This window comes from Oscillibacter ruminantium GH1 (assembly GCF_000307265.1).
Taxonomy (GTDB): domain Bacteria; phylum Bacillota; class Clostridia; order Oscillospirales; family Oscillospiraceae; genus Oscillibacter; species Oscillibacter ruminantium.
In genome coordinates this window covers 82630-108045 of sequence record NZ_DF158899.1, presented here as the reverse complement: position 1 = coordinate 108045, position 25416 = coordinate 82630, and the positions used below count along the sequence as shown (strand labels likewise).

The 25416-nt window shown below is 55.6% G+C and carries 21 protein-coding genes; 9 read left to right on the top strand and 12 right to left on the bottom strand.

Going from position 1 to position 25416, the window contains the following annotated elements; genetic code table 11:
• Window positions 1-8: 8 nt before the first annotated feature.
• On the bottom strand, window positions 9-2660 hold the full coding sequence (polA, locus tag ON16_RS10725; protein WP_040662232.1) for a DNA polymerase I: 2652 nt from the start codon (window positions 2658-2660) through the stop codon (window positions 9-11).
• Window positions 2661-2929: 269 nt separating this feature from the next.
• On the opposite strand from polA, the gene ON16_RS10720 reads away from it, so the two are divergent.
• Window positions 2930-3355 (top strand): RrF2 family transcriptional regulator, encoded by a 426-nt coding sequence (locus ON16_RS10720; RefSeq protein WP_040662229.1) that lies wholly within the window; start codon window positions 2930-2932, stop codon window positions 3353-3355.
• Window positions 3356-3417: 62 nt separating this feature from the next.
• Here the strand turns inward: ON16_RS10720 and ON16_RS10715 are convergent, their stop codons facing one another.
• Complete coding sequence (locus ON16_RS10715; RefSeq protein WP_158441616.1) at window positions 3418-5238, bottom strand: flagellar assembly protein A; 1821 nt, start codon at window positions 5236-5238, stop codon at window positions 3418-3420.
• A 649-nt stretch (window positions 5239-5887) separates the two neighbouring features.
• Entirely contained in the window at window positions 5888-6493 is a 606-nt protein-coding gene (locus tag ON16_RS10710; protein ID WP_040662224.1) for a single-stranded DNA-binding protein, read from the bottom strand.
• A gap of 189 nt (window positions 6494-6682) precedes the next feature.
• Here ON16_RS10710 and ON16_RS10705 point away from each other — a divergent pair, with 189 nt between their 5' ends.
• Complete coding sequence (locus ON16_RS10705) at window positions 6683-7846, top strand: Mbeg1-like protein (protein ID WP_040662223.1); 1164 nt, start codon at window positions 6683-6685, stop codon at window positions 7844-7846.
• 381 nt (window positions 7847-8227) lie between these two features.
• On the opposite strand, the gene ON16_RS10695 is transcribed toward ON16_RS10705, so the two are convergent.
• Window positions 8228-8533, bottom strand: a complete 306-nt coding sequence (locus ON16_RS10695; protein WP_081579667.1) for a DUF1540 domain-containing protein — start codon at window positions 8531-8533, stop codon at window positions 8228-8230.
• 422 nt (window positions 8534-8955) lie between these two features.
• Here ON16_RS10695 and ON16_RS10690 point away from each other — a divergent pair, with 422 nt between their 5' ends.
• Window positions 8956-10197 carry a DEAD/DEAH box helicase gene (locus tag ON16_RS10690; RefSeq protein ID WP_081579666.1) on the top strand — a complete coding sequence of 414 codons (1242 nt, stop codon included), beginning with the start codon at window positions 8956-8958 and terminating at the stop codon, window positions 10195-10197.
• 72 nt (window positions 10198-10269) lie between these two features.
• Here the strand turns inward: ON16_RS10690 and ON16_RS10685 are convergent, their stop codons facing one another.
• From ON16_RS10685 to ON16_RS10655, 7 genes are all read right to left on the bottom strand, one after another.
• Window positions 10270-11250: an ABC transporter permease gene (locus tag ON16_RS10685; protein ID WP_040662218.1), complete on the bottom strand. Its 981-nt coding sequence runs from the start codon at window positions 11248-11250 to the stop codon at window positions 10270-10272.
• Window positions 11251-11264: 14 nt separating this feature from the next.
• Window positions 11265-12365, bottom strand: coding sequence for an ABC transporter permease (locus tag ON16_RS10680; protein ID WP_040662215.1), 1101 nt, complete (start codon window positions 12363-12365; stop codon window positions 11265-11267).
• Complete coding sequence (locus tag ON16_RS10675; protein ID WP_040662212.1) at window positions 12362-13912, bottom strand: ABC transporter ATP-binding protein; 1551 nt, start codon at window positions 13910-13912, stop codon at window positions 12362-12364. Before ON16_RS10675 ends, ON16_RS10680 begins: the two co-directional genes overlap by 4 nt.
• Before the next feature lie 300 nt (window positions 13913-14212).
• Window positions 14213-15460: a BMP family ABC transporter substrate-binding protein gene (locus ON16_RS10670; RefSeq protein WP_040662207.1), complete on the bottom strand. Its 1248-nt coding sequence runs from the start codon at window positions 15458-15460 to the stop codon at window positions 14213-14215.
• A gap of 239 nt (window positions 15461-15699) precedes the next feature.
• Window positions 15700-16632, bottom strand: coding sequence for a carbamate kinase (gene arcC, locus ON16_RS10665; protein WP_040662203.1), 933 nt, complete (start codon window positions 16630-16632; stop codon window positions 15700-15702).
• A 184-nt stretch (window positions 16633-16816) separates the two neighbouring features.
• Window positions 16817-18010, bottom strand: a complete 1194-nt coding sequence (ygeW, locus tag ON16_RS10660) for a knotted carbamoyltransferase YgeW (RefSeq protein WP_040662200.1) — start codon at window positions 18008-18010, stop codon at window positions 16817-16819.
• An 88-nt stretch (window positions 18011-18098) separates the two neighbouring features.
• A complete protein-coding gene (locus ON16_RS10655) occupies window positions 18099-19466 on the bottom strand; it encodes a YgeY family selenium metabolism-linked hydrolase (protein ID WP_040662196.1) in 1368 nt (455 codons plus the stop codon).
• A 246-nt stretch (window positions 19467-19712) separates the two neighbouring features.
• Here ON16_RS10655 and ON16_RS10650 point away from each other — a divergent pair, with 246 nt between their 5' ends.
• Window positions 19713-20336 carry a helix-turn-helix transcriptional regulator gene (locus tag ON16_RS10650; RefSeq protein ID WP_040662194.1) on the top strand — a complete coding sequence of 208 codons (624 nt, stop codon included), beginning with the start codon at window positions 19713-19715 and terminating at the stop codon, window positions 20334-20336.
• Window positions 20336-21811 carry a pyridoxal-5'-phosphate-dependent protein subunit beta gene (locus ON16_RS10645; RefSeq protein ID WP_040662191.1) on the top strand — a complete coding sequence of 492 codons (1476 nt, stop codon included), beginning with the start codon at window positions 20336-20338 and terminating at the stop codon, window positions 21809-21811. The genes ON16_RS10650 and ON16_RS10645 overlap by 1 nt, the downstream gene beginning before the upstream one ends.
• Window positions 21812-21857: 46 nt before the next feature.
• On the opposite strand, the gene ON16_RS15790 is transcribed toward ON16_RS10645, so the two are convergent.
• Window positions 21858-22028, bottom strand: a complete 171-nt coding sequence (locus ON16_RS15790; RefSeq protein ID WP_158441615.1) for a hypothetical protein — start codon at window positions 22026-22028, stop codon at window positions 21858-21860.
• A 140-nt stretch (window positions 22029-22168) separates the two neighbouring features.
• On the opposite strand from ON16_RS15790, the gene ON16_RS10640 reads away from it, so the two are divergent.
• The 4 genes from ON16_RS10640 to ON16_RS10625 all read left to right on the top strand — a co-directional run bounded on the left by ON16_RS10640 (window position 22169) and on the right by ON16_RS10625 (window position 25413).
• Window positions 22169-22363 (top strand): YlcI/YnfO family protein, encoded by a 195-nt coding sequence (locus ON16_RS10640; RefSeq protein WP_040662188.1) that lies wholly within the window; start codon window positions 22169-22171, stop codon window positions 22361-22363.
• A 14-nt stretch (window positions 22364-22377) separates the two neighbouring features.
• The gene (locus tag ON16_RS10635; RefSeq protein ID WP_040662185.1) at window positions 22378-23619 is read left to right on the top strand and encodes a threonine synthase; all 1242 of its coding nucleotides are present in this window, start codon (window positions 22378-22380) and stop codon (window positions 23617-23619) included.
• Between the two features lie 217 nt (window positions 23620-23836).
• Window positions 23837-24160, top strand: a complete 324-nt coding sequence (locus tag ON16_RS10630) for a PadR family transcriptional regulator (protein WP_040662183.1) — start codon at window positions 23837-23839, stop codon at window positions 24158-24160.
• Window positions 24145-25413, top strand: a complete 1269-nt coding sequence (locus ON16_RS10625) for a DUF2812 domain-containing protein (RefSeq protein ID WP_040662180.1) — start codon at window positions 24145-24147, stop codon at window positions 25411-25413. Before ON16_RS10630 ends, ON16_RS10625 begins: the two co-directional genes overlap by 16 nt.
• Window positions 25414-25416: the final 3 nt, after the last annotated feature.

Here is a 25416-nt window from a genome sequence, read left to right as displayed (position 1 = left end):
TATGGGCTTCAGCCCTTGGCCTCCAGCCAGTTTCGGCCCCAATGGGCATCGGCGGTCAGGGGGACGGACAACGCCGCAACGTGCTCCATCTCCTCCGCCAGCAACTGGCTGACGGCCGGTGCGTCCTCTTTGGGACATTCCACGATCAGTTCATCGTGAACCTGAAGAACCAGCTTTGCCTGCGGACGCTCTGCTTTCAGTCGTTTCCACACCGCGATCATCGCCAGCTTCATAATGTCGGCGGCGGTGCCCTGAATGGGCATGTTCAACGCTACCCGCTCTCCAAAGGAGCGGAGGTTGAAGTTGCTTGCTGTCAGCTCGGGCAGGTCCCGGCGGCGGTGGTACAGAGTCTCCACGTATCCGTCTGCCTTGGCCTTCTCCACCACTGCATCCATATAGGCCCGCACGCCGGGGAATGTGGCGAAATACGCGTCCATATAGGCCTTCGCCTCTTTTTGGGTTACGCCGATGTCCTGACTGAGGGAGAAGGGGGAGATGCCGTATACAATGCCGAAGTTGACCGCCTTGGCGCGGCGGCGCATCTCGTGGGTCACGTCCTCCCGGGCCACACCGAAGACCTTGGAGGCGGTTTCGGCATGGAAATCCCCACCGGAGAGGAAGGCGGCGCGCATCCCCTCGTCCCCGGAAATATGGGCCAGAAGCCGCAGTTCAATCTGGGAATAGTCCGCGTCCACCAGAACGTTTCCGTTATCGGGGACAAACATCTTTCGAATTTCGCTGCCAAGGTCTGTCCGGGTGGGGATGTTTTGCAGATTTGGCTCGGTGGAGGAGAGCCGCCCCGTGGCGGTAACGGTCATCTGGAAGCTGGTGCGCACCCGGCCGTCGGGATCAAGAGCCTTTAAAAGCCCGTCGGCATAGGTGGATTTCAGCTTTGTCAGCTGGCGGTATTCCATCACCGCGTCCACGATGGGACTTACCCAACGCAGCTTTTCCAGTACGTCCGCATTGGTGGACCAGCCGGTTTTTGTCTTTTTTCCGTGGGGCAGACCCAGACGATCAAACAGCACCTCGCCCAGCTGCTTGGGAGAGTTGATGTTGAATTCACCGTCCGCCAGCTGGTAGATTTTCGTTTCCAGTTCTTTTGCCCGGCTGCTGAGCAGCTCTCCGAAATCAGACAGGGCTTTTGCATCCACCCGGCAGCCGGTCTGCTCCATCTCCGCCAGAACCCGGCACAAGGGCAGCTCCACAGTCTCAAACAGCTCCCACTGTCCCCGCTCATGGAGCTTTGCAGACAGTACGTCATACAGCGCGTCCACTGCGGTGGCGTAGCTGTCAAAAGACGCTTCCGCCGCCGCCCGGTCGCCCAGCAGGGCGAATGCGTCCGACTGGAGGTACAGGGGCTTGGGCAGTTCCTCGTTAAAGTAGGATACGAACAGACGGGCAAGGTCATAGCTTCCCGCTGTTGCGTCCAGCAGGTAGGCGGCAATGGCCGTGTCGAAGACAAAGCCCTCGATGGGCAGGCCGTTTGTCAGCAGCAGGCGCATCAAATCCTTTATATTGTGGGAGACTTTTTTGATGCCGCCGGAGAACAGGGCGGAGAGAAGACCGTTCCAATCCCCCTGATAGCGGTCGAAAAACAGCTCCGCCATGATGGCGGTATCTGCTCCGGTGTCGCAGTACACCGCTACTCCGGACAAGTCCGGCAGTGTCAGCAGGGAGACATGATCGCTGTTTCGCCACAGCTCCAGCAGTTCCCCGGCTCTTGTTTCGCCGGTCACTTGTTCCACGGTGGTGACATTGTCGGGTTCCCGCTCTGTGGGAGCGGGCGCGTCCTGCCGCAGGCCGAAGCGCTCGATCAGCTTGGAAAACTCCAGCCGCAGGAATAGGGGATAGGCGTCCTCTCCGGGGGCTTGTACCCGGTTGTCCTCCGGGAAAAAGTCCAGCGGCGCGTCGGTGACAATGGTGGCCAGCCAATAGGAATGGCGGGCTGCCTCCTGCCCCTCGGTCAGTTTTCTAATGGCGGCGGGTTTGGCGTCGATGTCCGGCAGCTTTTCGTAAATGGTGTCAATGGAGCCGTATTTTTGGATCAGGTCCATGGCGGTCTTTTCTCCGACCCCCAGAACGCCGGGGATATTGTCGGAGCTGTCACCCATCAGGGCCTTTAGGTCAATCATGTGGATGGGATCAAAGCCGTACTGCTCCCGGAAGGCCGACTGGGTCATATCCTTGGTGGTGGTCTGCCCCATGCGGGTGGAGACGAGTTTTACCTTGGTCTTCTCCGTGATAAGCTGGAGAGAATCCTTGTCTCCCGTTACCACCACACAGTCCCAGCCCGCCGATTCGCACTTTCGGGAGATCGTGCCCAGCCAGTCGTCGGCCTCCCAGCCCTCCGCTTCATACCGGGGGATGTTCAGCGCGTCCAGTACCTCTTTAAGCACCGGAACCTGCATCCGCAGCTCTTCCGGCATGGGTTTGCGGGTGGCCTTGTAATCTGCGTCCGCCTTGTGCCGGAAGGTAGGGGCGTGGAGGTCAAAGGCCACGCACACCGCATCTGGCTGCTCCTCGTCCCGAAGACGCAGAAGGGTGGTTAAAAAACCGTAAATCGCATGGGTATACAGCCCGTCCCGGGTGCTGAGGGGGCGGATGCCGTAATATGCGCGGTTGAGAATGCTGTTGCCATCAATGGCCATGAGCTTCATAGAGAGGCCTCCGCTCGTCAAAAATTTATCATCAGAATTTCATACATAGATTATTAGTATAACGCATTTTTGTTTTTCAAGCAACTGTAATCAGCCTGTCACCCACTATAAATGGGATTTTTTACAGGATAATGACCATTTGCGGCGCTGACAGGCTCTGTTCTGAGAAGTAAGCGCTGAAACAGACAGCTTATAAATAGGAAAATAAAAGTTTCACTTGAAATCCCTAAATTCCTATGGCATTATAGGAATAAGAACGGAGGGATTTCATGCGGATATCCACAAAAGGCCGCTACGCCTTGCGGCTGATGATCGATCTTGCCCGTCGGCCGGGCAGTTCGCCGGTGTCGCTGAAGGAAGTGGCGGCGCGGCAGGATATTTCCCTGAAATATTTGGAGCAGATCGTGGGCCTGCTCAGCAAGGCCGGATTTGTCCACAGCGCCCGCGGACCTCAGGGTGGTTATCGTCTGGCCCGTGCGCCGGAGGACTACACGGTGGGAGAAATTCTGCGCCTGACCGAGGGAAATCTAGCCCCTGTGGCGTGTCTGGAAGGGCCGGAGAATCACTGTGAGCGCTGTGACCAGTGTGGGACACTGGATTTCTGGTCGGGACTGTATGCGGTGATTAACCAGTATATCGACCGGTTTTCTCTGGCGGATTTGGTAGAGGCGGAGCAGCGCAAGGAACAGAAATAACGAAAGAACGACAGGCTGTTGGAGAAATCTCCGACAGCCTGTCGTTTAAAATCTGCATTCGGTCACACGAATTTGATGTTGTGCTCTTCCGCATCGAAGACGGCAACGCACTTGTTGATGGCAGCTTCGATATTCTGGCTGACGCCGCCGATGGTCAGCCGAACACCGGGATATACCAAGCCGCTTTCCAACCGGCAGTGGGCCAGACCGTTCAGCTGCTCCATCAGCATCCTCTGGCAGGATAGAAGCGACGCGCCATCCTCTGCCAGTTGGGACAGGCGGAGTTCCGCTGCCTGAATTTTTTTGATGGATCGTTCATCCGGACGACTCCGCTCCATCCGGTTTTTCAGATAAGCAACCCGCTTAACAAGCTCCGACGATTCTGTGCGAATGTTCATCAGCTGCTTGCGATTGGCGTTCAGTTCTTCTCGGAGCTTCGGCTGAACGCCTAAGATAATCTCCGTGGGGGAACCCGACTGCGAGCCGACGCGGCTGGCCTTGATGTTTTTGGCGGCGATCACCTCTCCGCCGATGATAGCGCCCCGGCTTCCGGAAGCGAGGATCGAATCGGTACAGGAGATGCGGGAGGATAAGATGTAGTCAGCTTCCAGCGTGTCTGCGAAAACCGTGCTGTTTTCCACATATTTTGCTCGAACATGGTTGCCGCGAATGACTGCCTGCCCATTGCCGGATACGCCGTTGGAGATGACTACATCGCCTCCGGCTTCCACTGTGGCGGCCTCGACCAGCCCGTCTATGGTGATATTTCCCGTGGCTTTCACGGAAAATTGCTCCCGCACGTCGCCGCGGATGGTTACATCTCCGCGAAAATCAATGTTTCCGGTGGAGTAATCCACATCGGAGGTGATGTTCAAGAGATTTTTTACCTCAAAAAGATTGCCCCTGAATTCCAAAAATCCGTCAATACCGGCCAGCAGCTTGGTTCCGTCCTCGCTGAGCACCGTATTGCTGCCTGCGGGAACTGCGGCCTCCTTTACCGGCGGCGGCGGGACGGCAACGCCGTCTACCCGCAGACCGGCAATCCCCTCCACGGGAGGATAGATGTCGCAGATTACAGCGTCCTTTGAGATGGCTTGTACATTGCTTTGAGCGCGATAGTCCACGGTTCCGGTGTCCGTGTTTCCCATACCCCGGACAAAATTCCGCTGAAAGTGGTCCTCTGTCCAGCCGTCCTTGCCGCAGATGGGGGGTGTTCCCCATGCCACAGGGCAGAGACAGAAGTAAGTTTTGTTATCAAAAATTGCTTGCAGGGCGTCTTGATCTATGCCCACGGTGACGTTGGCATCCCGCAGCAGTGCCTCGCCATCCGCCACACTGAGACGTCTCCCGTTTCCGCTGGGAGGCAGCAGAAGCATCCAAACCACCATGCCGTCGCCTGAGACGAGCACTTGAGCCATCTCGTCCACATCCAGCGGCGCGGGCGGCACGGTTTCTTGGATTGCCGTACCCTCGGGCTTGTCGTCCGTTTCTGCTTGGTCGGATACCAACGAAGGATCAGCTTTGGCTGTTTCCTCAATCGGTGCATCCACAGGTTCTGCCTGGTCAGATTGCGACGGGGCTTCGGCGTTGTCGGTTTCCGCGCGAGCGGCTGCTGCGGCAGCGTCTGCCTCATCGCGAGCCTGCGCAGCGCTGGCTTCCATGTCCAGCCATGATTGGGACAGGGTAGACAGCTGCCTTAAAATCTTATAGAAGTTTTTCTCCAGTGCGTTTTCCGGAACGGCACGGCCGCAGTCGGGCGCGAACCGGGGGTTCAGGGTCGGTGTCCCCGGCTGGTTGCACAACGCCCAGACCTTTGCCAGAGGGTTGCCGGAAGGGACTCCAAAGGCGTCCTTTTCCTCTTGCACGGGGGCAGGAGGTTCCAAAGGCGGCGTGGGTTCCTGCTCCTGAAGAGCAGGCGTTTCCGGAGGCTCCGGTTCGCAAGAAGTGCTGCGCGAACGAAAGCCACCAAATAATTTTTTGAAGTTTAAAGAGGAACCTTCCGACATTTTTCTCACTCCTGCTTATCGACAGATATTCCAAACCGCGAGACGGCACGGAAGCAATTGCGTTTTCACATAAAAGGGCGGGAAGTTACAAAAAAACAAACTTTTGTATTATTATACCACAAAATATTCCAAAGTCAAATTGAACTCCGCATAAAATGACGAATAAGAGGGGCGGTAGGCCAATTTCGCGGCGTTTGAACGGATATTGTGAGCGGTCCGAGAGATTATGGAGAAAGAGAAAGTTGAGAAAAATGCGTTCGATCAAACCCACAAGCATGAAAAGCCGCACCGCAAATGAACGGCAACCACTTGTTAGACAGCATATCATGCGCTCTAACGGCTTGAGGTTGCTTCAAATGCGGTGCGGCTTTATAAGTCTCCAATATCGTGCAGGAGCGGCGAAGCGTTCATCCCACTTAAATTTAAGGCAACACTGCACAAAGAACGCCTAGCAGTTTTATGCACAGCTTGCTTGCAATCTCTGTGCGGTGTTACCTTAAAACAAATGAACCGAAAATAGATGCCATCAATCCGGTGATGGTTCCTCAAGTAAATGCATTACGGAGACCTCATAGGCTGTCCGCTGCTGGGGAACGCCGTCTATCACCTTTGTATAGACCCGACTTTGGAAGCGTCCCTCAATTCCCAAAATGTCCCCCACGATTTTGTGACTGACGGTTTGAGCCAACTGGCCCCAGACAATCACGGGCAGGTAATCCGCGCGCCCATACCGCCGCCCAACGGCCAGCATCACGTCGCAGATACTGCGGCCAAGAGGCGTTCGGCGGAGGACCGGAGGTTTACACAGGGTTCCGCAAAGAATCACACGGTTTACCGGCGCATCCGCCCAAGGCTCCACAGTCATGGCATAGACGGTAAGTATCAGGCGGCTTCCAAGTCCGCTCTTATTATTGAAGGACCGGAGCTGGCCCAAGACCCGAACCCTTGCCCCCACCTCAACTGCCGCGGGAAGGGGAGCGCGCAGAAGAATTGGGAGCGTATCCGACTGCCCGGAAAGACGCTCGACCCAGAGAGAGACGCTGTAAAATTTAACGCCGTGATTTTCGTGGGAGAAGACTGGCGGTGCGGTTATCGTGCCGCACAGTTCCACTTCGTTTCTGATTTGTTCCATGCCGTACACCTCTGTCCGTAAAGATGGTACAGCCTATGAAGGGCCTGTCTGAAATAGACCCGTGGATTTCTGGGAATGTTGAGCAAAGACCGCGAAAGCCGGATATAATCTCTGCGCGAAGTTGCATTTGCTTTTCAAAATTAAAAATTTGAGTATAATGAAGAGAGACTGAAGACGGGAGGAACACCAATGTCAAATCTGATGGACTATCTGGACTGGCGGGGAGATCTTACCTTTTTGAGCGCGCCCTTCAATGAGATTGATAATTTGATTTTTGCGGAGCTGGCCTTTGTGGATTTCCATGGGATTGTCCCCGGCGTTGGCGAAGGGGCGGGGGTCGTTCTGCGGGACGCGGCGGCGCGGTATTTTTCCGACGGGCGGGACAAGAAGCTGGAAAGCAGTGTACTGGTTCCAGAGCTGATTCCTGCTATGCTGGAAAAAATGTGTACCTCCGCACGGTTTGGAGATTTGATTCTGAGCTGTTGTGAAGAGCATCTGGACGAGGCGCGGGCGGAGCAGTTTGCCGCAATCACAGTGGAACTGCCGGGGCGCGCCGCTTATCTCTCTTTTCGGGGAACGGACGACACGCTGGTGGGCTGGAAAGAAGATTTTGATATGGCTCTGCTGGACACGGTTCCCTCTCAGGTGCGGGCAGTGGACTATGTCAAGCGGGCGGCCGCTCGGTATCGGGGCTGGAAGCTGTATCTGGGCGGACATTCCAAGGGCGGAAATCTGGCGGTTTACAGCGCGGTTAACTGTGGGAAATCCATCCAGAATCGTTTGCTTGCCGTCTACAACAACGACGGTCCCGGCTTTCGGGAGACGCTTTTGAGCCGGGAAGAGCACCGACGGGTGGCGGACCGGATTTTTACGATTTTACCCAAATCCTCCGTGGTGGGTCTGTTGATGGAGCATGAGGAGGATTTTATTGTGGTGGACTCCACGCAGGTGGGAGTCTTGCAGCACGACGGATTTTCATGGTGTGTCAAGGGACCGGAATTTGTGAGGATGGATGATCTCTCCGGTGTGGAGACGAACGACAAGGCGTTGAAGGAGTGGGTGGACAGTCTCAATCAGGAACAGCGGGAGCGGTTTACCGACGCGCTGTTTGAAGTGCTGTCCTCCACCGGCGCGGCGACATTGGCCGAGATGCGGGCGCAGGGGGCCAAGACGGCCGCCGTGATGCTGAAAGCGATGGTGGGGCTGGATAAGGAGACGCGCGACGCCTTGAATTATGCCGTCAGTGTGCTGTTCATTAAAAGCGGAGCGCAGTCATTGCTAAATGATTGGAAGAGGGAGAACCAGCGCCGCCGGAAGAAAAAAGAAGACCTGAAGGAGTCGCGGGGCGAATAGACCGGAAAACGGCGTGAAAAACCCGGCGGAGAATGAGGGATAATGCGCATAAGAAAGTTTGGGGTGGAACAGCCGCAGACTGAATCGAGAATGATGGGTTACGGCAGGGAATTTGCCGTGATTTCCTTTTTCCGATGGACCCCGCAATGAAACATTTAAATGGGAGCTTTCAGTTATAAGCTGCAAAAAGGAATCCGCCACAATTAAGTGGCGGATTCCTCGTCATTAATAATTTGCTGAAGCACGGCAATGAGATCATTCAAGTTGTTGAGCTGCACGTTACGCGAAAGAATTTCGTTTTTAAGGTCAATCGATAGAGATTCAAATTGCTGATGCAATTTTGGACTTACATATGACATGAAACCACCTCGTTAGGGAGAATTATTTCTCGAAAGTCTGGCATCCCGCGCCGTTGCCGCACCCGCAGTTATCAATGGTAACGCGGGATGCACTGCATCTGCAGTTGTCATTGTGCTTGCAGTTGCTGGCTTTGCAGCTGATGTTGGTGGAAGGGCTTGCAGCAGGATCCTCTGCGCTGTTGGTTGCTCCGCTGGCGGGGCGATAGGAACGGCAGGAAGTTTCGCTGCTGGACGTTGCACTGCCCCCGGTAACGTCAATGGAGGACAGGCAGCAAAGGCCAGAACAGTTATTTCCGCAAGAATGCACGCTACATCCAAGATTACTCATATTCAGCAACACCTTTCATTTCGTTTTGCAATATGCTTAGTGTTGTTCAATCCCTAAAAAATATGCAAATTGTTTTCAGTGAAGGGGAAAAGTGTAAAAAATCTGACGCAGGGAAGTTGGCGCGTTAAGCCGGTGCGGCGGAACGCAATGACCGATGTCAAACGAAGAAAGTCCCAACAAGATCACGGTGGGGACGATGACAAATCTGATCGGGCGTCCGGAGTTTTGCTTATAAATAAAAAAACACCTTTTCATTTTGTGAGATTTGTGGTATACTATAAAACTGTGTTATCAAAGAAGCAAAGTGGTTTCCGTTGATTTTGATTGACGGAAACCACTTTTTTAACTGTACAAAATAGAGGGTACTTATGCCGTGTGCATGGATGCCGTCTATTCTGATATTTTAGAATGAAGAGAACAAAATGACATTTAAAGAATTGAATTTAACAGCACCTATTTTAAAGGCCATTGACCGCCAGAATTACACAACGCCCACGCCGATTCAGCAGAAAGCAATTCCTTTTCTCTTGCAGAAAAGGGATTTGATCGGATGCGCCCAAACCGGCACGGGCAAAACCGCCGCATTCGCGCTTCCGATTCTTCAGAATCTTGCGTCAGAACGTGGAAAGTTCATTAAAGCACTGATTTTAACGCCCACAAGAGAATTAGCGATTCAGATTCAAGAGAATTTTGAAGACTATGGATCGAACCTGTCCCTCCGCTGTACGGTTATCTTTGGCGGTGTCAGCCAAGTGCCCCAAGTTGAACGGCTGCAGCGCGGAACGGATATTCTGATTGCAACCCCGGGACGGCTGTGTGACCTCATGAACCAAGGCTATGTTGACATTTCTCAGATCCAAATTTTTGTGTTGGATGAAGCCGACAGGATGCTGGATATGGGTTTTATCCATGATGTAAAAAAAGTCCTGCGCGCACTGCCCAAGAATCGGCAGACGCTCCTTTTCAGCGCAACCATGCCAACAGAGATTGAGGCCCTTGCAAAGACCATTCTTCACGATCCGGTTACGGTGAAAGTTGACCCCGTGACCAGCACAGCCGCCTCCGTTCAACAATATGTGTACTTGATTGACAAGGGAAACAAGCGCCACCTGCTGAAAAAGCTGCTGCGCGCACGTGATGTTGGAAGTGCGCTGGTTTTCACCCGGACAAAGCATGCCGCCGATAAGGTGGTCAAGGAGCTGGCCAAGGCCGGTATGGTTGCGATGGCGATTCATGGAAATAAGGGCCAGACGGCAAGACAGACTGCGCTGAAACGATTCAAAAGCGGAGATATCAAAATTCTTGTTGCAACGGATATTGCGGCGCGGGGAATTGATATTCCTGAGCTGTCCCACGTATTTAACTATGAATTGCCGAACGAACCGGAAACTTATATTCACCGCATTGGAAGAACCGGCCGCGCCGGATTGGGGGGGATTGCCGTCAGCTTCTGCGACTATGATGAAATTCCCTATTTAAAAGATATCGAAAAACTGATGGGGCATACCGTTACCGTTGAAAAATCGGAATGGCCAATGATGATACTGGAAAAATCCGAAAAAACACCTCAGAAGCGATATGGCTCTGGCCGCGCACACACAACTGCGGCAGTCAAGCCGAAGAGATCGCGTGCCTCTGGACATAAAGGACCCGGTGTGACCTAAGTCACACCGGGTTCTCCTCTTAAATATTTACTTACAAGACTTGTTCGGAAGTTCCTGCTGGGAATGATCGCTTTAGCGTTCCTCGCGGAAATAGGGAAGGCCCAGAGACGCAGGCGGCTGATTTTCCTTCTTGTTACGAAGAGAAACCGCTACCAAAACCACCAGAGTCACGATGTAGGGCAGCATTTTGAACAGTTCCTGAGAGCTGCGGTTCAAGCCGGGAATGTAGAAATACATCCAGAACAGCAGGCCGAACAGGTAGGAACCCCAGATAGCGTTGAGGGGCTTCCAAGTGGCGAAAATAACCAGCGCCACGGCAAGCCAGCCAAGAGACTCAATTCCGCCGTCGTTGGCCCAAGTGCCTTTCGTATAGTCCATCACATAGTAAAGACCGCCAAGACCCGAAACGCCCGCGCCCATGCAGGTGGCCAGATACTTGTTGCGGGTGACGTTGATGCCCGCCGCATCGGCCGTGCCGGGATTTTCACCCACAGCCCGCAGATTTAGTCCCTTGCGGGACCGGCTCATGAAGTAGTGCAGGAACACTGCGATCACAATCGCCGCGTAGGCGAGGAATCCGTAAGAGAAGAACAGCTTGCCTGCGGTCCCCATCCCCGCCAAGGGGGTGGCAGTCCGAAAGGCAGAGGAGGTAGCGGCCACAGAGATCTGACCCACGCCGCCAGCCAGCTTATTGAGGCTGCCGCCGAAGAAGTTGGCAACGCCGCCGCCAAAAATGGTCAGCGTCAGACCGGTGACGTTTTGATTGGCCCGAAGGGAAATGGTCAGGAAGCTGAAAATCAGTCCGCCCAGCGCCGCCATGCCGAATGCACACACCAGCGCGATCAGCATTCCCACAACGGGGGAGGGGGAAGTGGTGGATGCCTCATAGAAAAACGAACCGATCAGGCCTGCAATGCCGCCTAAGTACATGATGCCGGGAACGCCCAGATTCAGGTTGCCGGACCGTTCCGTGAGAATTTCACCCAGCGCGCCGAACATGATGACGGAGCCGAACATGATGGCGGCTTGGAACAGGGAAATAAATTGTGTCATATATCCACCCTCCCTCAGCTGTGCTTGCGGCGGAAGCTGACCTTGTAGTTGATGAAGAACTCGCTGCCTAAGATGCAGAACAGCAAAATGCCGGTGATAATGTCCGAGACGAAGCTGTTCAGGTTGTACCGGGAGGCGATCTCCACCGCGCCCTTTTCCAAGAACATCAGCAGGAACGAGAACAGAATCATCACAAACGTATTGAACTTTGCCAGCCACGCCACGATAATGGCAGTAAAACCGCGCCCACCGGCAGTATCCACAGAAATGGTGTGGGAGGAGCCGGAGACGGCCAAAAAGCCCGCAATGCCGCAGATTGCACCGGAGAGGAACATGGTGCGGATATAGACCTTCCGCACACTGATGCCGGCATACCGGGCAGTGTTTTCACTGTCACCCACCACGGAGATCTCATAGCCCTGCTTGGAGTATTTGAGATATACGTACATTAGAACCGCCAGAGTCAGCACGATGACGACATTCAGCGTGTATGCCTGCCCGAAGATGGGAGGGAACCAGCCGGCGTTGCTCTTCTGGTTGATGATACCCACGGAGTTTGACCCGATGGGTGTTTCCCATTTGGAAACGGCAAAGCTGGTGAGCTGGATGGCGACGTAGTTCATCATCAGGGTGAACAGCGTTTCATTCGTGCCCCAGCGGGCCTTGAACACGCCGGGGATCAAGCCCCAGACTCCGCCCGCGATGACAGAGACGACCATCATCACCGCCAGCAGCGCAGGCGTGGGCAGAGAATTGCCCAGATAAATCATACAGGCCGCGGTGGCAATGGCGCCTACCAGAATCTGCCCTTCTGCGCCGATGTTCCAAAAACGCATTTTGAATGCCGGGGCAAGACCCACGGCAACGCAGAGCATCATCATGGCGTCCCGAATGGTGACCCAAGCCCGGCGGGAGGTTCCAAAAGCGCCCTCGAACATGGCACCATAAACCTTCAGGGGGCTGAGGTGAACAATGGAGAAAATTACGAGACCGGAAATCATCAGCGCCAGAACCAGCGCGGCTCCGCGAATGGCCCAAGCCTTGCTCTGGGCGATGCCAACCCGTTTGGAAACGTGGATGAGAGGCTCGCCGCGCTCAACTGCGGAATTGCTCATACCTGCGCCTCCTTCCTGAACTGGGTCATCAACAGACCGATGCCTTCTTTTGTGGCTTCTTCCCGAGGAACGATGCCGCTGACCTGTCCGCCGCACAGAACCAGAATCCGGTCGCACAGCTCCAGCAGTACGTCCAAATCCTCGCCCACGTAAATCACGGCGACACCCTTCAGCTTTTGCTCCGTCATCAGGTTATAAATGGTGTATGAAGTGTTGATGTCCAGACCGCGGACGGCGTAAGCGCTCATGAGCACCGTGGGGTCCATGGCAATCTCCCGGCCTACCAGCACCTTTTGCACGTTGCCGCCGGAGAGCTTGCGCACCGGCGTGGTAATGCTGGGGGTGACGACCTCCAACTCTTCAACCACGTCTTCCGCCAGCTTCTTCGGCTTTTTCCGGTCAGCAAAAATACCCCGGCCGGTTAGATAGCTGCGCAGGAGCATGTTGTCCGTTAAATCCATGTTGGCGACCAAGCCCATGCCCAGCCGGTCCTCTGGCACGAAGGACAGAGCCACGCCCATCTTAGAAATATCCAGCGGACTTTTGCCAATCAGTTCGTGGACATGCTTCTGGTTTTCCAGATCGTCCGCGGGAGCGTCCGGATTCCACTGCTCATCCTTGTAGAGGATGTGGCTTTCCGGAGCGCAGGGCTGCAAACCGGCAATGGCCTCCAGCAGCTGCTTCTGGCCGGAGCCGGAGATACCGGCAATGCCGAGAATCTCGCCGCCCCGAGCGGTAAAGCTCACGTCGCTGAGGCGGGGGATGCCGTCCTTATCCCGCACGGTGAGATGCTGGACCTCAATGCGCTCCGTCACCTTTTCCGCCTTGGGACAGTCGATATTCAATTCGACCGCCCGGCCCACCATCATGTCGGTGAGCTTTTGGGGATCTGTGTCGCAGGTGGCCACGTCCCCTATGTACTTGCCCTTGCGCAGCACCGCCACCCGGTCGGACACGTCCATAACCTCATGGAGCTTGTGGGTGATGATGACAAGGGCTTTTCCGTCTGCCTTCATATTCCGCATAACCGCAAACAGCTTGTCGGTTTCCTGCGGAGTCAAAACGGCAGTGGGTTCATCCAAAATTAAAATGTCCGCGCCCCGGTAGAGGACCTTCACGATCTCCACCGTCTGCTTCTGGGACACGGTCATATCATAGACCTTTTGATTGGGGTCAATGTCAAAGCCGTACCGGTCGGCGATCTCCTTGACCTTTGCGGCGATGACCTTACGGTCCAGCCTGCCGCCCTCGTTCAGACCAAGAACGATATTTTCCGCGGCGGTAAACACATCCACCAGCTTGAAGTGCTGATGGATCATGCCGATCCCCAGATCAAACGCATCCTTGGGGGAACGGATGGTCACAGCCTTTCCGTTGACGTAAATCTGGCCATCGTCAGGGTAATAGATGCCGGAGAGCATGTTCATCAGCGTGGTCTTGCCACTACCGTTTTCCCCCAAGAGGGAGAGGATCTCTCCGCGCAGAAGCTTAAGATCAACCTCGTCGTTTGCGACGACCTCGCCGAAACGCTTGGTGACATGCTTCATTTCGACCGCAGTTATAGTTTCCAAAGAAGACCATCCTTCCTGCCCAAAAGGCATTAAGCTGAGGGGCGCAAGCGCACGGCCGGATGGGTTGTACCGACTCCCTCATCGTGTTATCACAGTATACCATGGTTTTACAGCCTTGTAAATCGAAAACCGAAAATAATTGTTAGTTATCATTATTTTTTTTTAGCAATTACGTATAAGCTTGTGGGAATTCCACAAAAGGGCGACCTTTCAGAAAAAAGATAAAAAACGAGGAGGCTGCCTTTCGGCAGTCTCCTCGTTGTAAGTTGCAATTGCTTAGTTCAGCTCGGTGATGCCGTCGATCCGCAGAGAGAAGGACGGAGCGGACTGGAAGTAAGACTCGTGATAGTAGCCGTCAATGATGGCCTCATCGGCGTCGTTGGTGAAGTCGCCGTCGGTGTCGGTAGCAAAAGCGTTGGTGACAGGCTGACCACCCACGGTGAAGTTGGCGGTGTCGAACACATGCAGGGAGCCGTCCTTGATGGCGGCAATTGCAGCGTCAACAGCCTCCTGAGTGCCGGGAGCGCAGGCACTGCCCAAGGTGGAGATCATAACGCCGTTCTCAGCATAGCCGTTGCAATAGTCGGTTTCCAGAGTGCCGCCGTCCATAGCGGTCTTGATGATCTCCTCATAGGGGACTTCCCAGTTGTTCTGGGGAGAGGTCAGAGCCACATCGGGAGCAACGGAGAGCATATCCACGTTGTAACCCACGGAGAAGACGTTGGCATTGCCCTTGTCGTGGGCGGCCTGAACAGCGGAGGGAGCGCCGGTGGAGTCGGCGTGCTGGCCGATGATGACGCAGCCGCGGCTGATCAGAGAGTTGGCGGCCTCACCCTCAGCGGTGATGTCGAACCAAGAGTTGGTGTAGGTCACGTCCATGTGGGCAGTGGGGACAATGGACTTGATGCCCAGGAAGAACGCGGTATAGCCGGAAACCACTTCCGCGTAAGGATAAGCGCCCACGTAGCCCACATAGGGATCGGTGACGGCACCGGAGTCCATCACTTCCTTCAGCTTCATGCCGGCCACGATGCCGGAAATGTAACGGGCCTCGTAGATGTTGTCAAAGAAGTTGCAGAAGTTGGAAAGGCCCTCGGTCTTGGCATGGGTGCCGGTGGCGTGGGCAAAGTAGATGTCAGGATATTCCTGAGCAGCCTGAATGATGTAAGTCTCATGACCGAAGGAGTTGGCGAAAATGACGTTGCAGCCCTGCTCCGCAAGGTCCACGGCGGCATCGTAGCAGGCTTCACTCTCACCAATGGTATACTTGAAGATCAGGTTCGTATCGGTATTGATGCCCAGCGTCTCGCAGGCGGCCTTGATGCCCTCCATGTGGGCGAAGGTGTAGCCTTCGTTCTCGTCGCCGATCAGGATTGCACCCACCTTAAAATCAGAGGCAGCGGTGGAAGCGGCGCCGGAGGCAGAGGCGGAGCCGGAATTGGCGGCAGGGGCTGCGGGCCCTCCACAGGCTGCCAGACTGACGGTCATCAGACCTGCCAGCAGCAGGGCAAGAAATTTCTTCATTTCATTTCCTCCTTCATAATTTGACGAATCAACAAGGGGAGACTTCCCCTATCGTCCCTATCATACAGGGTTGACTTGGAAATATCAATCCAAATTTAATACTTTTTTAAGATTTCACAAATTTAGAACAAGTAACCTGCAAATTCTGAGGAAAAAAAGCAACAAACTGCTGTGTAAAAGAAAGAAAAATACCAAAAAGGTTGATCTTTAAGCGCTTAAATGGCCTTGTACGCTACAATTTACTGCCGAATGGCAGTGCCGGTTTTTCCCGCAATTCCATCCCGTGCTTTTTCCAGAAGGGTGATGAGAGCTGTACGACCCTTTTTGGATTCTGCGAATTTCACAGCGGCCTGAACCTTGGGCAGCATACTGCCGGGGGCGAACTGGCCCTCCTGCTCATATTGCCGGGCCTGATCCGGGGTCAGAGCGTCCAGCCATTTCTGATCGGGCTTTCCAAAGTTGACGGCCACTTTTTCCACCGCGGTGAGAATGATGAGGCTGTCGGCGTCCAGCTCCTCCGCCAGAAGCTCGGAGGCAAAGTCCTTGTCGATCACGGCGCCCGCGCCGCGCAGGTGGTTTCCCTCGCGCATAACGGGGATTCCGCCGCCGCCGCAGGCCACCACGACCTGTCCCGCGTCGGACATGGCGCGGATTGTCTCAATTTCAATAATGGAGATGGGTCTGGGGGAGGCCACACACCGCCGCCAGCCCCGGCCTGCGTCCTCCATGACCGCATTGCCGCGGCGGCGCATTTCCTCTGCCTCTTCCTCGGTCATAAAAGTGCCGATGGGCTTGGAAGGATGCTGGAAGGCGGGGTCGGCTTTGTCCACTTCCACCTGCGTCAAAACGGTGGCAACCGGCTTGTTCATTCCGCGATTCAACAACTCTTCCCGCAGGGAGTTTTGCAGATCATAGCCGATATAGCCCTGACTCATGGCGGTGCACACCGACATGGGGGCCATGGGATGGGTGGGGTCTTCACGGGACAGGGTGGTCATAGCCACATTGATCATGCCCACCTGAGGGCCGTTGCCATGGGCGATGACGACCTGATGCCCCTCTTCGATCAGGTCTACGATGGCTTTCGCCGTCTGTTTCACGGCGATCATCTGCTCCGGCAAATTCTTACCCAAGGCGTTGCCGCCCAGAGCGATTACAATTTTTTTCGGCATTTGGATAACTCCTCAAACAAAAATAATTGTGGCGGCGGCATAGCCGCCGCCACAAAATGGGATCATTTTGTCACGCTGCGGGTCTGCTTGCAGTACCCGCGCCGCCGTCGGTATGTGTGCCGACGTTGGGAGATTTCAGCGCCGCCGGTCCGTCGGCACTGAAAACAATGAAAATTTTCCGAACTTAGAACAGCTTGCGCTTGGCGTCTGCCAGATCCAGCGCCATCAAAGCGGCGGCGGGGTCTTTGACCTTGCTCATCATAATCATAGCGGCGATGACATAGGGCTTGAAGCTGGCCTGCTTGTACAGAGGCACCAGATACCGGTCGAACACAGAGGAATCCACCTCGCCCTGGGGGCAGGAAAGACCGGTGATGTCGGCGGGCAGGCAGTGGAGATACAGCGCCTTGCCGTCCTTCGTCTTCTTCATCATCTCTTCGGTGCAGGCCCAGTCCTTGTGCTGGGCGTTCTGGGCCAAGAGCTGCTTTTCAAGCTGGTCGATGCCTGCGCTGTCGCCGGCCTGATAGAGCTTGGTGCGCTGTTCCATGGCGGCAAAGGGAGCCCAGCTCTTGGGATACACGATGTCCGCGCCCTGGAAGGCCTCTTCCATGCTGGCGACCTTCTTGAAGGACCCGCCGGTGGCGGCGGCGTTCTTGCGGGCAATGTCCTCCACCTCGGGCATCACGTCATAGCCCTCGGGATGAGCCAGCGTCACGTCCATGCCAAACCGGGTGAACAGGCCGATCACGCCCTGAGGGACGGAGAGAGGCTTGCCGTAGGAGGGAGAATAGGCCCAAGTCATGGCGACCTTCTTGCCCTTCAGGTTCTCCACGCCGCCGAACTGGTGGATGACGTGCAGCATGTCGGCCATGCACTGAGTGGGGTGATCCACGTCGCACTGGAGGTTTACCAGCGTGGGCTGCTGCTCCAGAATGCCGTCCCGATAGCCCTCGGCCACCGCGTCCATAAAGGTCTTCTGATACTTGTGGCCCTCACCGATGAACATATCGTCCCGGATGCCGATCACGTCGGCCATGAAGGAAACCATGTTGGCGGTTTCCCGGACAGTTTCGCCGTGCGCGATCTGGGACTTCTTCTCGTCCAGATCCTGCACGTTCAGACCCAGCAGGTTGCACGCGGAGGCGAAGGAGAACCGGGTGCGGGTGGAGTTGTCCCGGAAGATGGAGATGCCAAGGCCCGAATCAAAGATGCGGGTGGACTTGTTCCGCTCACGCAGATCACGCAGGGCGTCGGCCACGGTGAAGATGGCCTCCAGTTCCTCGTCGGTCTTGTCCCAGGTCCAATAGAAATCGTTCTTGTACATGTTATTGATGTGCAGGTGCTCCAGATGCTTGGCAAGTTCAATGGTCTTAGACATATCTATGACTCCTTTTAGGCTTTATTTCTGTCTTCAACAGTCGGCATGATTCAAAGTAAAACAGGAAGCTGAAATCAGGCTGAGTTTCTTACTTAATAACGTTGTTGGTCTTCCCGCCCCGGTATTCGCAAACATCCTCGCTGCCCTTGCCCTTATACAGAGAGGGAACGGCGGCGTATACGGCGGCGCAGGTCACCAGATCCTGCTTCCAAGTGATCTCGTTGGGGGCGTGGGCCTGAGACTCCGCACCGGGGCCAAAGCCCACGCAGGGAATGCCGTAGCGGCCCTGAATGGAAACGCCGTTGGTGGAGAAGGTCCACTTGTCGATCAGGGGCCGGTTCCGCAGAGCCATGGCCTTTTCCGTGCCGATGCGCTGCTCGCCGAACATGGCCTTGTGAGCGTCAGCCAGAGCCTGCACATGGGGAGCGGTTTCCTTGTTGATCCAAGTGGGGAAGTAGCACTCCGTCTCATACTTGAGGCCGGTCCATGCCGGACGGTCATACATATACATGGAGACCTTCACGTCCTTGGCGTACTTCTTGACGGAGGGCAGGTTTTCAATTTCTTTAATGCAGGAATCCCAAGTCTCGCCCGCGGTCATGCGGCGGTCCAGAGACACGGCGCAGCTGTCCGCCACGGCGCAGCGGGAGGGGGAGGTATAGAAGATCTGAGAGACGGTGACGGTGCCCCGGCCCAAGAACTGCGCGTCCTCATAATGCTCGGGGTTGAACGCCGGATTCAGCATCTTCACAAGGCCCTTGACTTCATAAGAATCCCCGTCGCCGTTTTCGTTCAGGGCGCGAACATCCTGAAGGATGTCGGCCATCTTGAAGATGGCGTTGTCGCCCCGCTCGGGAGCGGACCCGTGGCAGGAGACGCCGTGCACGTCCACGCGGATTTCCATGCGGCCACGGTGACCGCGGTAAATGCCGCCGTCGGTCGGCTCGGTGGAGATGACGAACTCGGGAGTGATTTTGTCTTCGTTGTGAATGTACTGCCAGCAAAGACCGTCGCAGTCCTCCTCCTGCACCGTGCCGGTGACGAGGATGGTCACGTCGTCGGGAATCAGACCCTGATCCTTCATGATCTTTGCGCCGTACACGGAGGAGACGATGCCGCCCTCCTGATCGGAGCCGCCCCGGCCGCCGATCTCGGTGTCGTTTTCATAGCCCTCATAGGGGTCAAACTGCCAGTTTTCCCGGTTGCCGATGCCCACGGTGTCGATATGCGCGTCATAGGCGTAGATTTTTTCGCCGTGGCCCATCCAGCCCAGAACGTTGCCCTCGCCGTCGATCTCAACCTTGTCAAAGCCAACCTTTTCCATCTCGGCGGCAATGCGGCGGATGACGCCCTCTTCCTCGCAGCTCTCGCTGGGGATGGCGATCAGATCGCGCAGGAATTTGGTCATATCGGCTTCATAGCCCTTGGCGGCGGATTTGATTGCATCGAAATTCATTTTGTGACCTCCTAATTAAACTCAATACAGAAAACAAAACTTGCCGGTGTTGTTCATTCTTTTCTATCCCCATAATAGCATAAGAAACACAGATGTCAAACAAAAAATGAGAAAACCTAAAAATTTTTTTGAAAACATGTTGATTTCTGCATAAAGTATGGTATGATGAGACTATGAATACAGGGACTTCCTCCAAAAAAGGCAGTCCCGGAGGAGGGATAGCGCACGGAAAGCGGAAAACTGGAAATGCTCAGGCAGATCGCCGCAGGAATTGCCGCTCAGTTCGGCAGCGACTGCGAGGTGGTGGTACACGACCTGAGCCGCCACCCGGATCACTGCATCGTTGCCATCGAGAACGGACACGTCTCCGGCCGCAAGGTGGGAGACGGCGCGTCTTATGTGGTGCTGGACCAGCTCACGCAGGCAGACGCCCAGCCAGAGGACCATCTTTGTTATCTGACCCGCACACCGGACGGGAAGATTTTGAAATCTTCCACGGTGTACATACGGGGCGCGCACAAAAAGGTGATCGCGATCCTTTCCATCAACTACGACGTATCAAAACTGATGATGGTGGAGGATGCGGTGCGGTCCCTCACCAGCGTTCCCGGGCCGCAGACTATGGAGCCGGAGAGAATCGTCAATATCAACGATCTGCTGGACGATCTCATCACCCAATCGGTCAGCCTGGTGGGCAAGCCCGTTGCCCTGATGAACAAGGACGACAAGGTGAAGGCCATCCGCTTCCTCAACGAAAACGGCGCGTTTCTCGTCACCAAGTCGGGCGACAAGGTGGCAAAGTACTTCGGTATTTCAAAGTATACCTTATATTCTTACATTGATGATTCAAAAACAGGAGGCAAAGAATAATGATTGATTTTACAAAAAATCCGCAGGGACTGGCTCACAACATTGAAAAGGCCAAGGAAAACCATGTGGTGATCCCCACCATTGCCCAGATGCAGCACCCCGAGACGATCCCCGAAAAGGTCCAGAGCAAGCTGAAAAACGTGGGACTGTGGGACGTGAATCCCCTGAACCTGTTCCGTATCACTTGGAAGAACGAGGCCAAGGAAACCGGCGGCCTTTTCCAGGCCGTGCCCAACTATGTGGAGCTGCCCTCCTCTCTCACCGGTGTGCCCTGCCGCATCGTCGCCATGGCGGGCAAGTGGTTCCCCACCGGCTGCCACAAGGTGGGCGCATCCTTCGGCTGCCTCGCTCCGCGTCTGGTCACCGGCCAGTTTGACGCCACCTATCACCATGCCGTTTGGCCCTCCACCGGCAACTACTGCCGCGGCGGCGCCTTCAACTCCAAGCTGCTGGCCTGCGAGTCCGTGGCCATTCTGCCTCAGGACATGTCCAAGGAGCGCTTTGACTGGCTCAAGACCATTGCTGGACAGATCATTGCCACTCCCGGCTGCGAGTCCAACGTGAAGGAGATCTTCGACAAGACTTGGGAGCTGAAGCAGGACCCCTCCATGATGATCTTCAACCAGTTTGCCGAGATGGGCAACCCCCTGTGGCACTACAATGTTACCGGTAACGCTCTTGCCGACCTGTTCGAGGCCATCAAGAACCCCGGCGACAATTTCGCGGGTGCGTGCTTCACCTCCGGCTCCGCCGGCACCATGAGCGCGGGCGATCTGCTGAAGGATAAGTATCCCCACCTGAAACTGGGCGTGGGCGAGGCATTGCAGTGCCCCACCATTCTGGACAACGGCTTCGGCGGCCACCGGATCGAGGGCATCGGCGACAAGCACATTCCTTGGATTCACAACGTGAAGAACACCGACATGGCCATCGCCATCGACGATGAGGACTCTCAGCGTCTGCTGCGCCTGTTCAACACGGAGGACGGCAAGAAGTACCTCAAGGAAGAGCTGAAGCTTTCTGATGAGCTGATTGAAAAGCTGACTTGGCTGGGCATTTCCGGCATCGCCAACGTGCTGTGCTGCATCAAGATGGCGAAGTATTACGAACTGACCGAGCATGATGTGGTCGCCACCGTTCTGACCGACTCCGCTGTGATGTACGGCAGCCGTATCGACGAGCTGAACGAGAAGCACGGCGCTTACAATGTGGTCGAGGCCGGCAAGGATCACGCCCTGCATATGCTGGGCCAGAAGACTGACAATCTGCTGGAGCTGACCTATGCCGAGCGCAAGCGCGTCCACAACCTGAAGTATTACACTTGGGTCGAGCAGCAGGGTATGCAGGTGGAGGACCTGAACGCCCAGTGGTACGACACCGAGGGCACTTGGGACGCCGTCCACAAGCAGGCCGCGGAGCTGGATGCGCTCATCAACGAGTTCAACGAGGCCACCGGCGTACTGAAGTCTCTGTAAGTCGATCAAAACGCCTCAGGGCGGGGCTTTTGCCCCGCCCTGCCGCTTATTGTGTCCGGCAGGCTGCCTCGCAGACGGATACATACTCGTCCTCCGCTTCCTGCTGTCCCCGAACCAGACATGCTCTTGCTGTGCCGAGGTTCAACGCGTCCAGCGCGTCGATGGCCTCTGATACCGCGTTAAAAAGGGTAATGTAGTATTTGGGAAGATTCTCCATAGGCGGGTTCATCTCCTTTCTACCTTTACTTTAATTCAAATTTGCACAAAATGCAATACGAATGTAGTACAAATGTAGCTCACATATAAAATTGCACACGCAATACAATATGCATGACGAATTGTATTGCGAGGTGCATTATGAAAAAATTTCAAATTCCAAAAATTCCACCGACTACAAGTAAAAGCATTCGGATGCCGAACGATTTAATTGACGAGGTGGAGGAAGCAATCAAAGGCAAAGATTGTACGTTTACCGCCTTCGTGGTGGAAGCGGTTCGGGTGGCGCTGGAGAACCTAAAAGAGGATGGGGAGCAGGGCGAATCTTATAAATAAGGAGCAACCGAAGCATGAAAAACGTGAAGTACGGCAAGTGCGTGAAATGCGGGAAAGAATACCCCGCCACGCCGGATTTAACCACCTGCGAATGCGGGGGAATTTTGGATATCGTTTACGATTATGCGTATATCAAAACCCAGTTGACCAAAGAGAAGCTGGCCGCGCGGGAGGACTGCTCCATGTGGCGCTACCGGGAACTGCTGCCCATTGAGGAGACGACGGAGAACACCCCTCTGCGGGTGGGCAACAGCCCGCTGTACGAGGAGCCTCGCCTTGCGTCGGAGCTGGGCGTGAAGCAGCTGTGGGTTAAGGACGACGGACAAAACCCCACCGCGTCTTTGAAGGACCGGGCCAGCGCCATGGCGGTAGCCAAGGCACGGGAGGCCGGAGCAAAGGTCATCGCCTGCTCCTCCACCGGAAACGCCGCCAGCTCTCTTGCGGGCAACGCGGCGGCGGCCGGGCTGAAAACCTACATCTTTGTTCCTTCCCGCGCGCCCAAGGGCAAGGTAGCCCAGCTGATGACCTTTGGCGCTACGGTGATTTCCGTGGAGGGCAGCTATGAGGATACCTTTGAGCTGTCCAAAGCCGCCATTGAAAAGTGGGGCTGGTACAACCGCAATGCCGCCATCAACCCCTATCTCTCCGAGGGAAAGAAGACGGTGTCGCTGGAGATCATGGAACAGCTGAACTGGCAGGTTCCGGACTATCTGGCGATCAGCGTTGGCGACGGCTGCACCATCGCGGGCGTGTGGAAGGGGTTGAAGGACCTGTATGCCATCGGCTTTATTGACAAGCTGCCCCGGCTGATCTCCGCACAGGCAGAGGGCTGCTGCCCGCTGAACCGGGCCATCTCGGAAAAGAAGGACTGGTATCCCATGGAGGAGAACACGCTGGCGGACTCCATCGCCGTGGGCGTTCCCCGGAACGCGGACAAGGCGCTGATGGCGATTCGGGAATCCAACGGCATCGTGGTCAACGTGTCCGACGAGGAGATCATGGCGGCGCAGAAGCTGCTGGGCCGCACCTGCGGCGTGTTCGGTGAGCCTGCGGGCGTTACCGGAACGGCGGGCGTGAAAAAACTCTGTGAGCAGGGGATTCTGGGAAAGAACGACACGGTGGTCAGCGTGGTCACCGGCAACGGCTTGAAGGATGTGGCCAATGCCATTAAGGCCTGCGGCGAGCCGATCACCATTCCCTCCGATATGGATCGTCTGCTGAAAGCCTTTGCCGACAAGGGCATTACGGTGGAATAACCGGGCCAAGTCCCGGCGCAAATGAATTAGGACGCGGGTGCGCAGGAGCGAAGGCTCCGGCGCGCCCGCGCTTTTTTCGCGCTTCGGGGAGTTGTCCCAAAGGACGGCTCTCCACTCTTACCTGAGATTTTGGCAGTTTGTATTGACATAGAGCGGTTGATGGATTACTATTATGCCATACGATATATCGCGACGCGATATAGAAGGAGAGGATAAAATGGGAGCCGCCGGACCAATGACCGAGGCCATGTATTATATTTTGCTGACGCTGACGGTCCCGAGCCACGGGTATCAGCTGATGTCGGCCGTGACGCAGGCGTCCCGGGGACGGGTGCAGATGGGGCCGGGGACGCTGTACGGCGTTTTGACCCGGCTGGAAACAGAAAAACTCATTGAAATCGTCAGCGACGACGGGCGGCGGAAGGTCTACGCCATCACGGAGTCAGGCCGGGCGGCGCTGCGGATGGAGACGGAGCGGCTGCGCTCCATGCTGGACGATCAGGAACGGTGGAAGGGGGAAATGCAGTGTTTGACCGAGTAGAGCATCGTGCGGCGGACGGGAGCGATACCGTCCGCAGATGGATACGGGACGATATCTCCGATTTGGATCGCAACGAGAGCTGGTTTTCCGACATGGCGGAGCAGGGCTTGTTTATCGACCATTTTGGTGCTTGCTTTGCTTATTTTCGGAAAGGGACACCCCGCAAAACCCGATACCGCATAGATGTGCTGTCCCGAAAGCTGACAGAGGATGAACTGGCGCTATATGACTCCTGCGGCTGGCATTTTGTGGTGATGGAAATAGAGAATCATTGGACTCCCGTGTATTTCTATGTTTATCAGACCGATGAGAACGCCACAATCCCGGAGCTGCACACGGACCCGATGGAGCAGGCGGAATCTCTGCGAAGGCTCCACCGGGGAGGTATGTGGGATTTATGTCTGAGCGTGGCTCTTTTGCTCTTTTGGAGCTGGTCTTCTCTAAAGAGACACCTGTATGCGCAGCATCAGTTTGACTTTTTGATAAATGGAGACGCCACCTATGTTTATTGGACGCTGTTCAGCTGTTTCGCCGTGGTGGAAGGCCTGCGTCGCTGGCGGAACGTCCGGCGGCTCTATAAGCGTCTGGCGGGCGGAACGCCGCTGGATCACCACGCGGACTATCGCGCCGCCCACCGGTTCTACGCGCTGACTGCCTATCTGAAACCGCTGTTGTGGGCTTTGGCCATGGTCACGCTGTTGGCACAGCTGGCTTTCTCTGCGTTGGACGGCACACGCCCCCTGCCGGAGGGAACGCCGGATTTTCCGGCGGTGCGTTTGGCGGAGATTCACAAGGGCTTGGACAGCCCGGACGCAGTTGAGGGCGAAAGCAACCATGAGCTGACATGGGCCGGCACGGTAGAGAACAGACTGTGGGAGCGCGGAAACGACCCGGAAACCAGGATGCAGATCACGTTGAGTACCACCTGCTACCGCCTGCTCTTTGAGGGGAAGGCTGATCGCGCGTTTGACGCGCTGTTGAAGGAAAAGTGGTACCGGGGAATTTCTGACGAATACTGGACCGCTGCGGCCACGCAGGTGGATACGGATCTGGTGGATGAGGCGTGGGCGGTCGCTCCCGGAGCGCAAGACGACTGGCAGTATGCGCTTTATGTCCGGGACGGGCAGTACATCGTGACGTTCTCTTACACCAACCACAATGTTGGCCGAACCGAAGAAGAAAGGGCGGCGTTCCGGGATGGGTGTACGGATAAGATACTCCCGATTTTGGCGGCGCGACTGGACGAGGCGTAAGCA

What these genes read in the sequence shown, in the direction of transcription:
- ON16_RS10720 (WP_040662229.1), top strand. Translation starts at nt 2,930, where the DNA reads ATGCGGATATCCACAAAAGGCCGCTACGCCTTGCGGCTGATGATCGAT.
- ON16_RS15790 (WP_158441615.1), bottom strand. Translation starts at nt 22,028, where the DNA reads ATGGAGAATCTTCCCAAATACTACATTACCCTTTTTAACGCGGTATCA.
- ON16_RS10685 (WP_040662218.1), bottom strand. Translation starts at nt 11,250, where the DNA reads ATGACACAATTTATTTCCCTGTTCCAAGCCGCCATCATGTTCGGCTCC.
- ON16_RS10705 (WP_040662223.1), top strand. Translation starts at nt 6,683, where the DNA reads ATGTCAAATCTGATGGACTATCTGGACTGGCGGGGAGATCTTACCTTT.
- ON16_RS10630 (WP_040662183.1), top strand. Translation starts at nt 23,837, where the DNA reads ATGGGAGCCGCCGGACCAATGACCGAGGCCATGTATTATATTTTGCTG.
- ON16_RS10675 (WP_040662212.1), bottom strand. Translation starts at nt 13,912, where the DNA reads ATGAAGCATGTCACCAAGCGTTTCGGCGAGGTCGTCGCAAACGACGAG.
- ON16_RS10695 (WP_081579667.1), bottom strand. Translation starts at nt 8,533, where the DNA reads ATGAGTAATCTTGGATGTAGCGTGCATTCTTGCGGAAATAACTGTTCT.
- ON16_RS10645 (WP_040662191.1), top strand. Translation starts at nt 20,336, where the DNA reads ATGATTGATTTTACAAAAAATCCGCAGGGACTGGCTCACAACATTGAA.
- polA (WP_040662232.1), bottom strand. Translation starts at nt 2,660, where the DNA reads ATGAAGCTCATGGCCATTGATGGCAACAGCATTCTCAACCGCGCATAT.
- arcC (WP_040662203.1), bottom strand. Translation starts at nt 16,632, where the DNA reads ATGCCGAAAAAAATTGTAATCGCTCTGGGCGGCAACGCCTTGGGTAAG.
- ON16_RS10655 (WP_040662196.1), bottom strand. Translation starts at nt 19,466, where the DNA reads ATGAATTTCGATGCAATCAAATCCGCCGCCAAGGGCTATGAAGCCGAT.
- ON16_RS10640 (WP_040662188.1), top strand. Translation starts at nt 22,169, where the DNA reads ATGAAAAAATTTCAAATTCCAAAAATTCCACCGACTACAAGTAAAAGC.
- ON16_RS10710 (WP_040662224.1), bottom strand. Translation starts at nt 6,493, where the DNA reads ATGGAACAAATCAGAAACGAAGTGGAACTGTGCGGCACGATAACCGCA.
- ON16_RS10635 (WP_040662185.1), top strand. Translation starts at nt 22,378, where the DNA reads ATGAAAAACGTGAAGTACGGCAAGTGCGTGAAATGCGGGAAAGAATAC.
- ON16_RS10680 (WP_040662215.1), bottom strand. Translation starts at nt 12,365, where the DNA reads ATGAGCAATTCCGCAGTTGAGCGCGGCGAGCCTCTCATCCACGTTTCC.
- ON16_RS10690 (WP_081579666.1), top strand. Translation starts at nt 8,956, where the DNA reads ATGACATTTAAAGAATTGAATTTAACAGCACCTATTTTAAAGGCCATT.
- ON16_RS10650 (WP_040662194.1), top strand. Translation starts at nt 19,713, where the DNA reads ATGCTCAGGCAGATCGCCGCAGGAATTGCCGCTCAGTTCGGCAGCGAC.
- ON16_RS10670 (WP_040662207.1), bottom strand. Translation starts at nt 15,460, where the DNA reads ATGAAGAAATTTCTTGCCCTGCTGCTGGCAGGTCTGATGACCGTCAGT.
- ygeW (WP_040662200.1), bottom strand. Translation starts at nt 18,010, where the DNA reads ATGTCTAAGACCATTGAACTTGCCAAGCATCTGGAGCACCTGCACATC.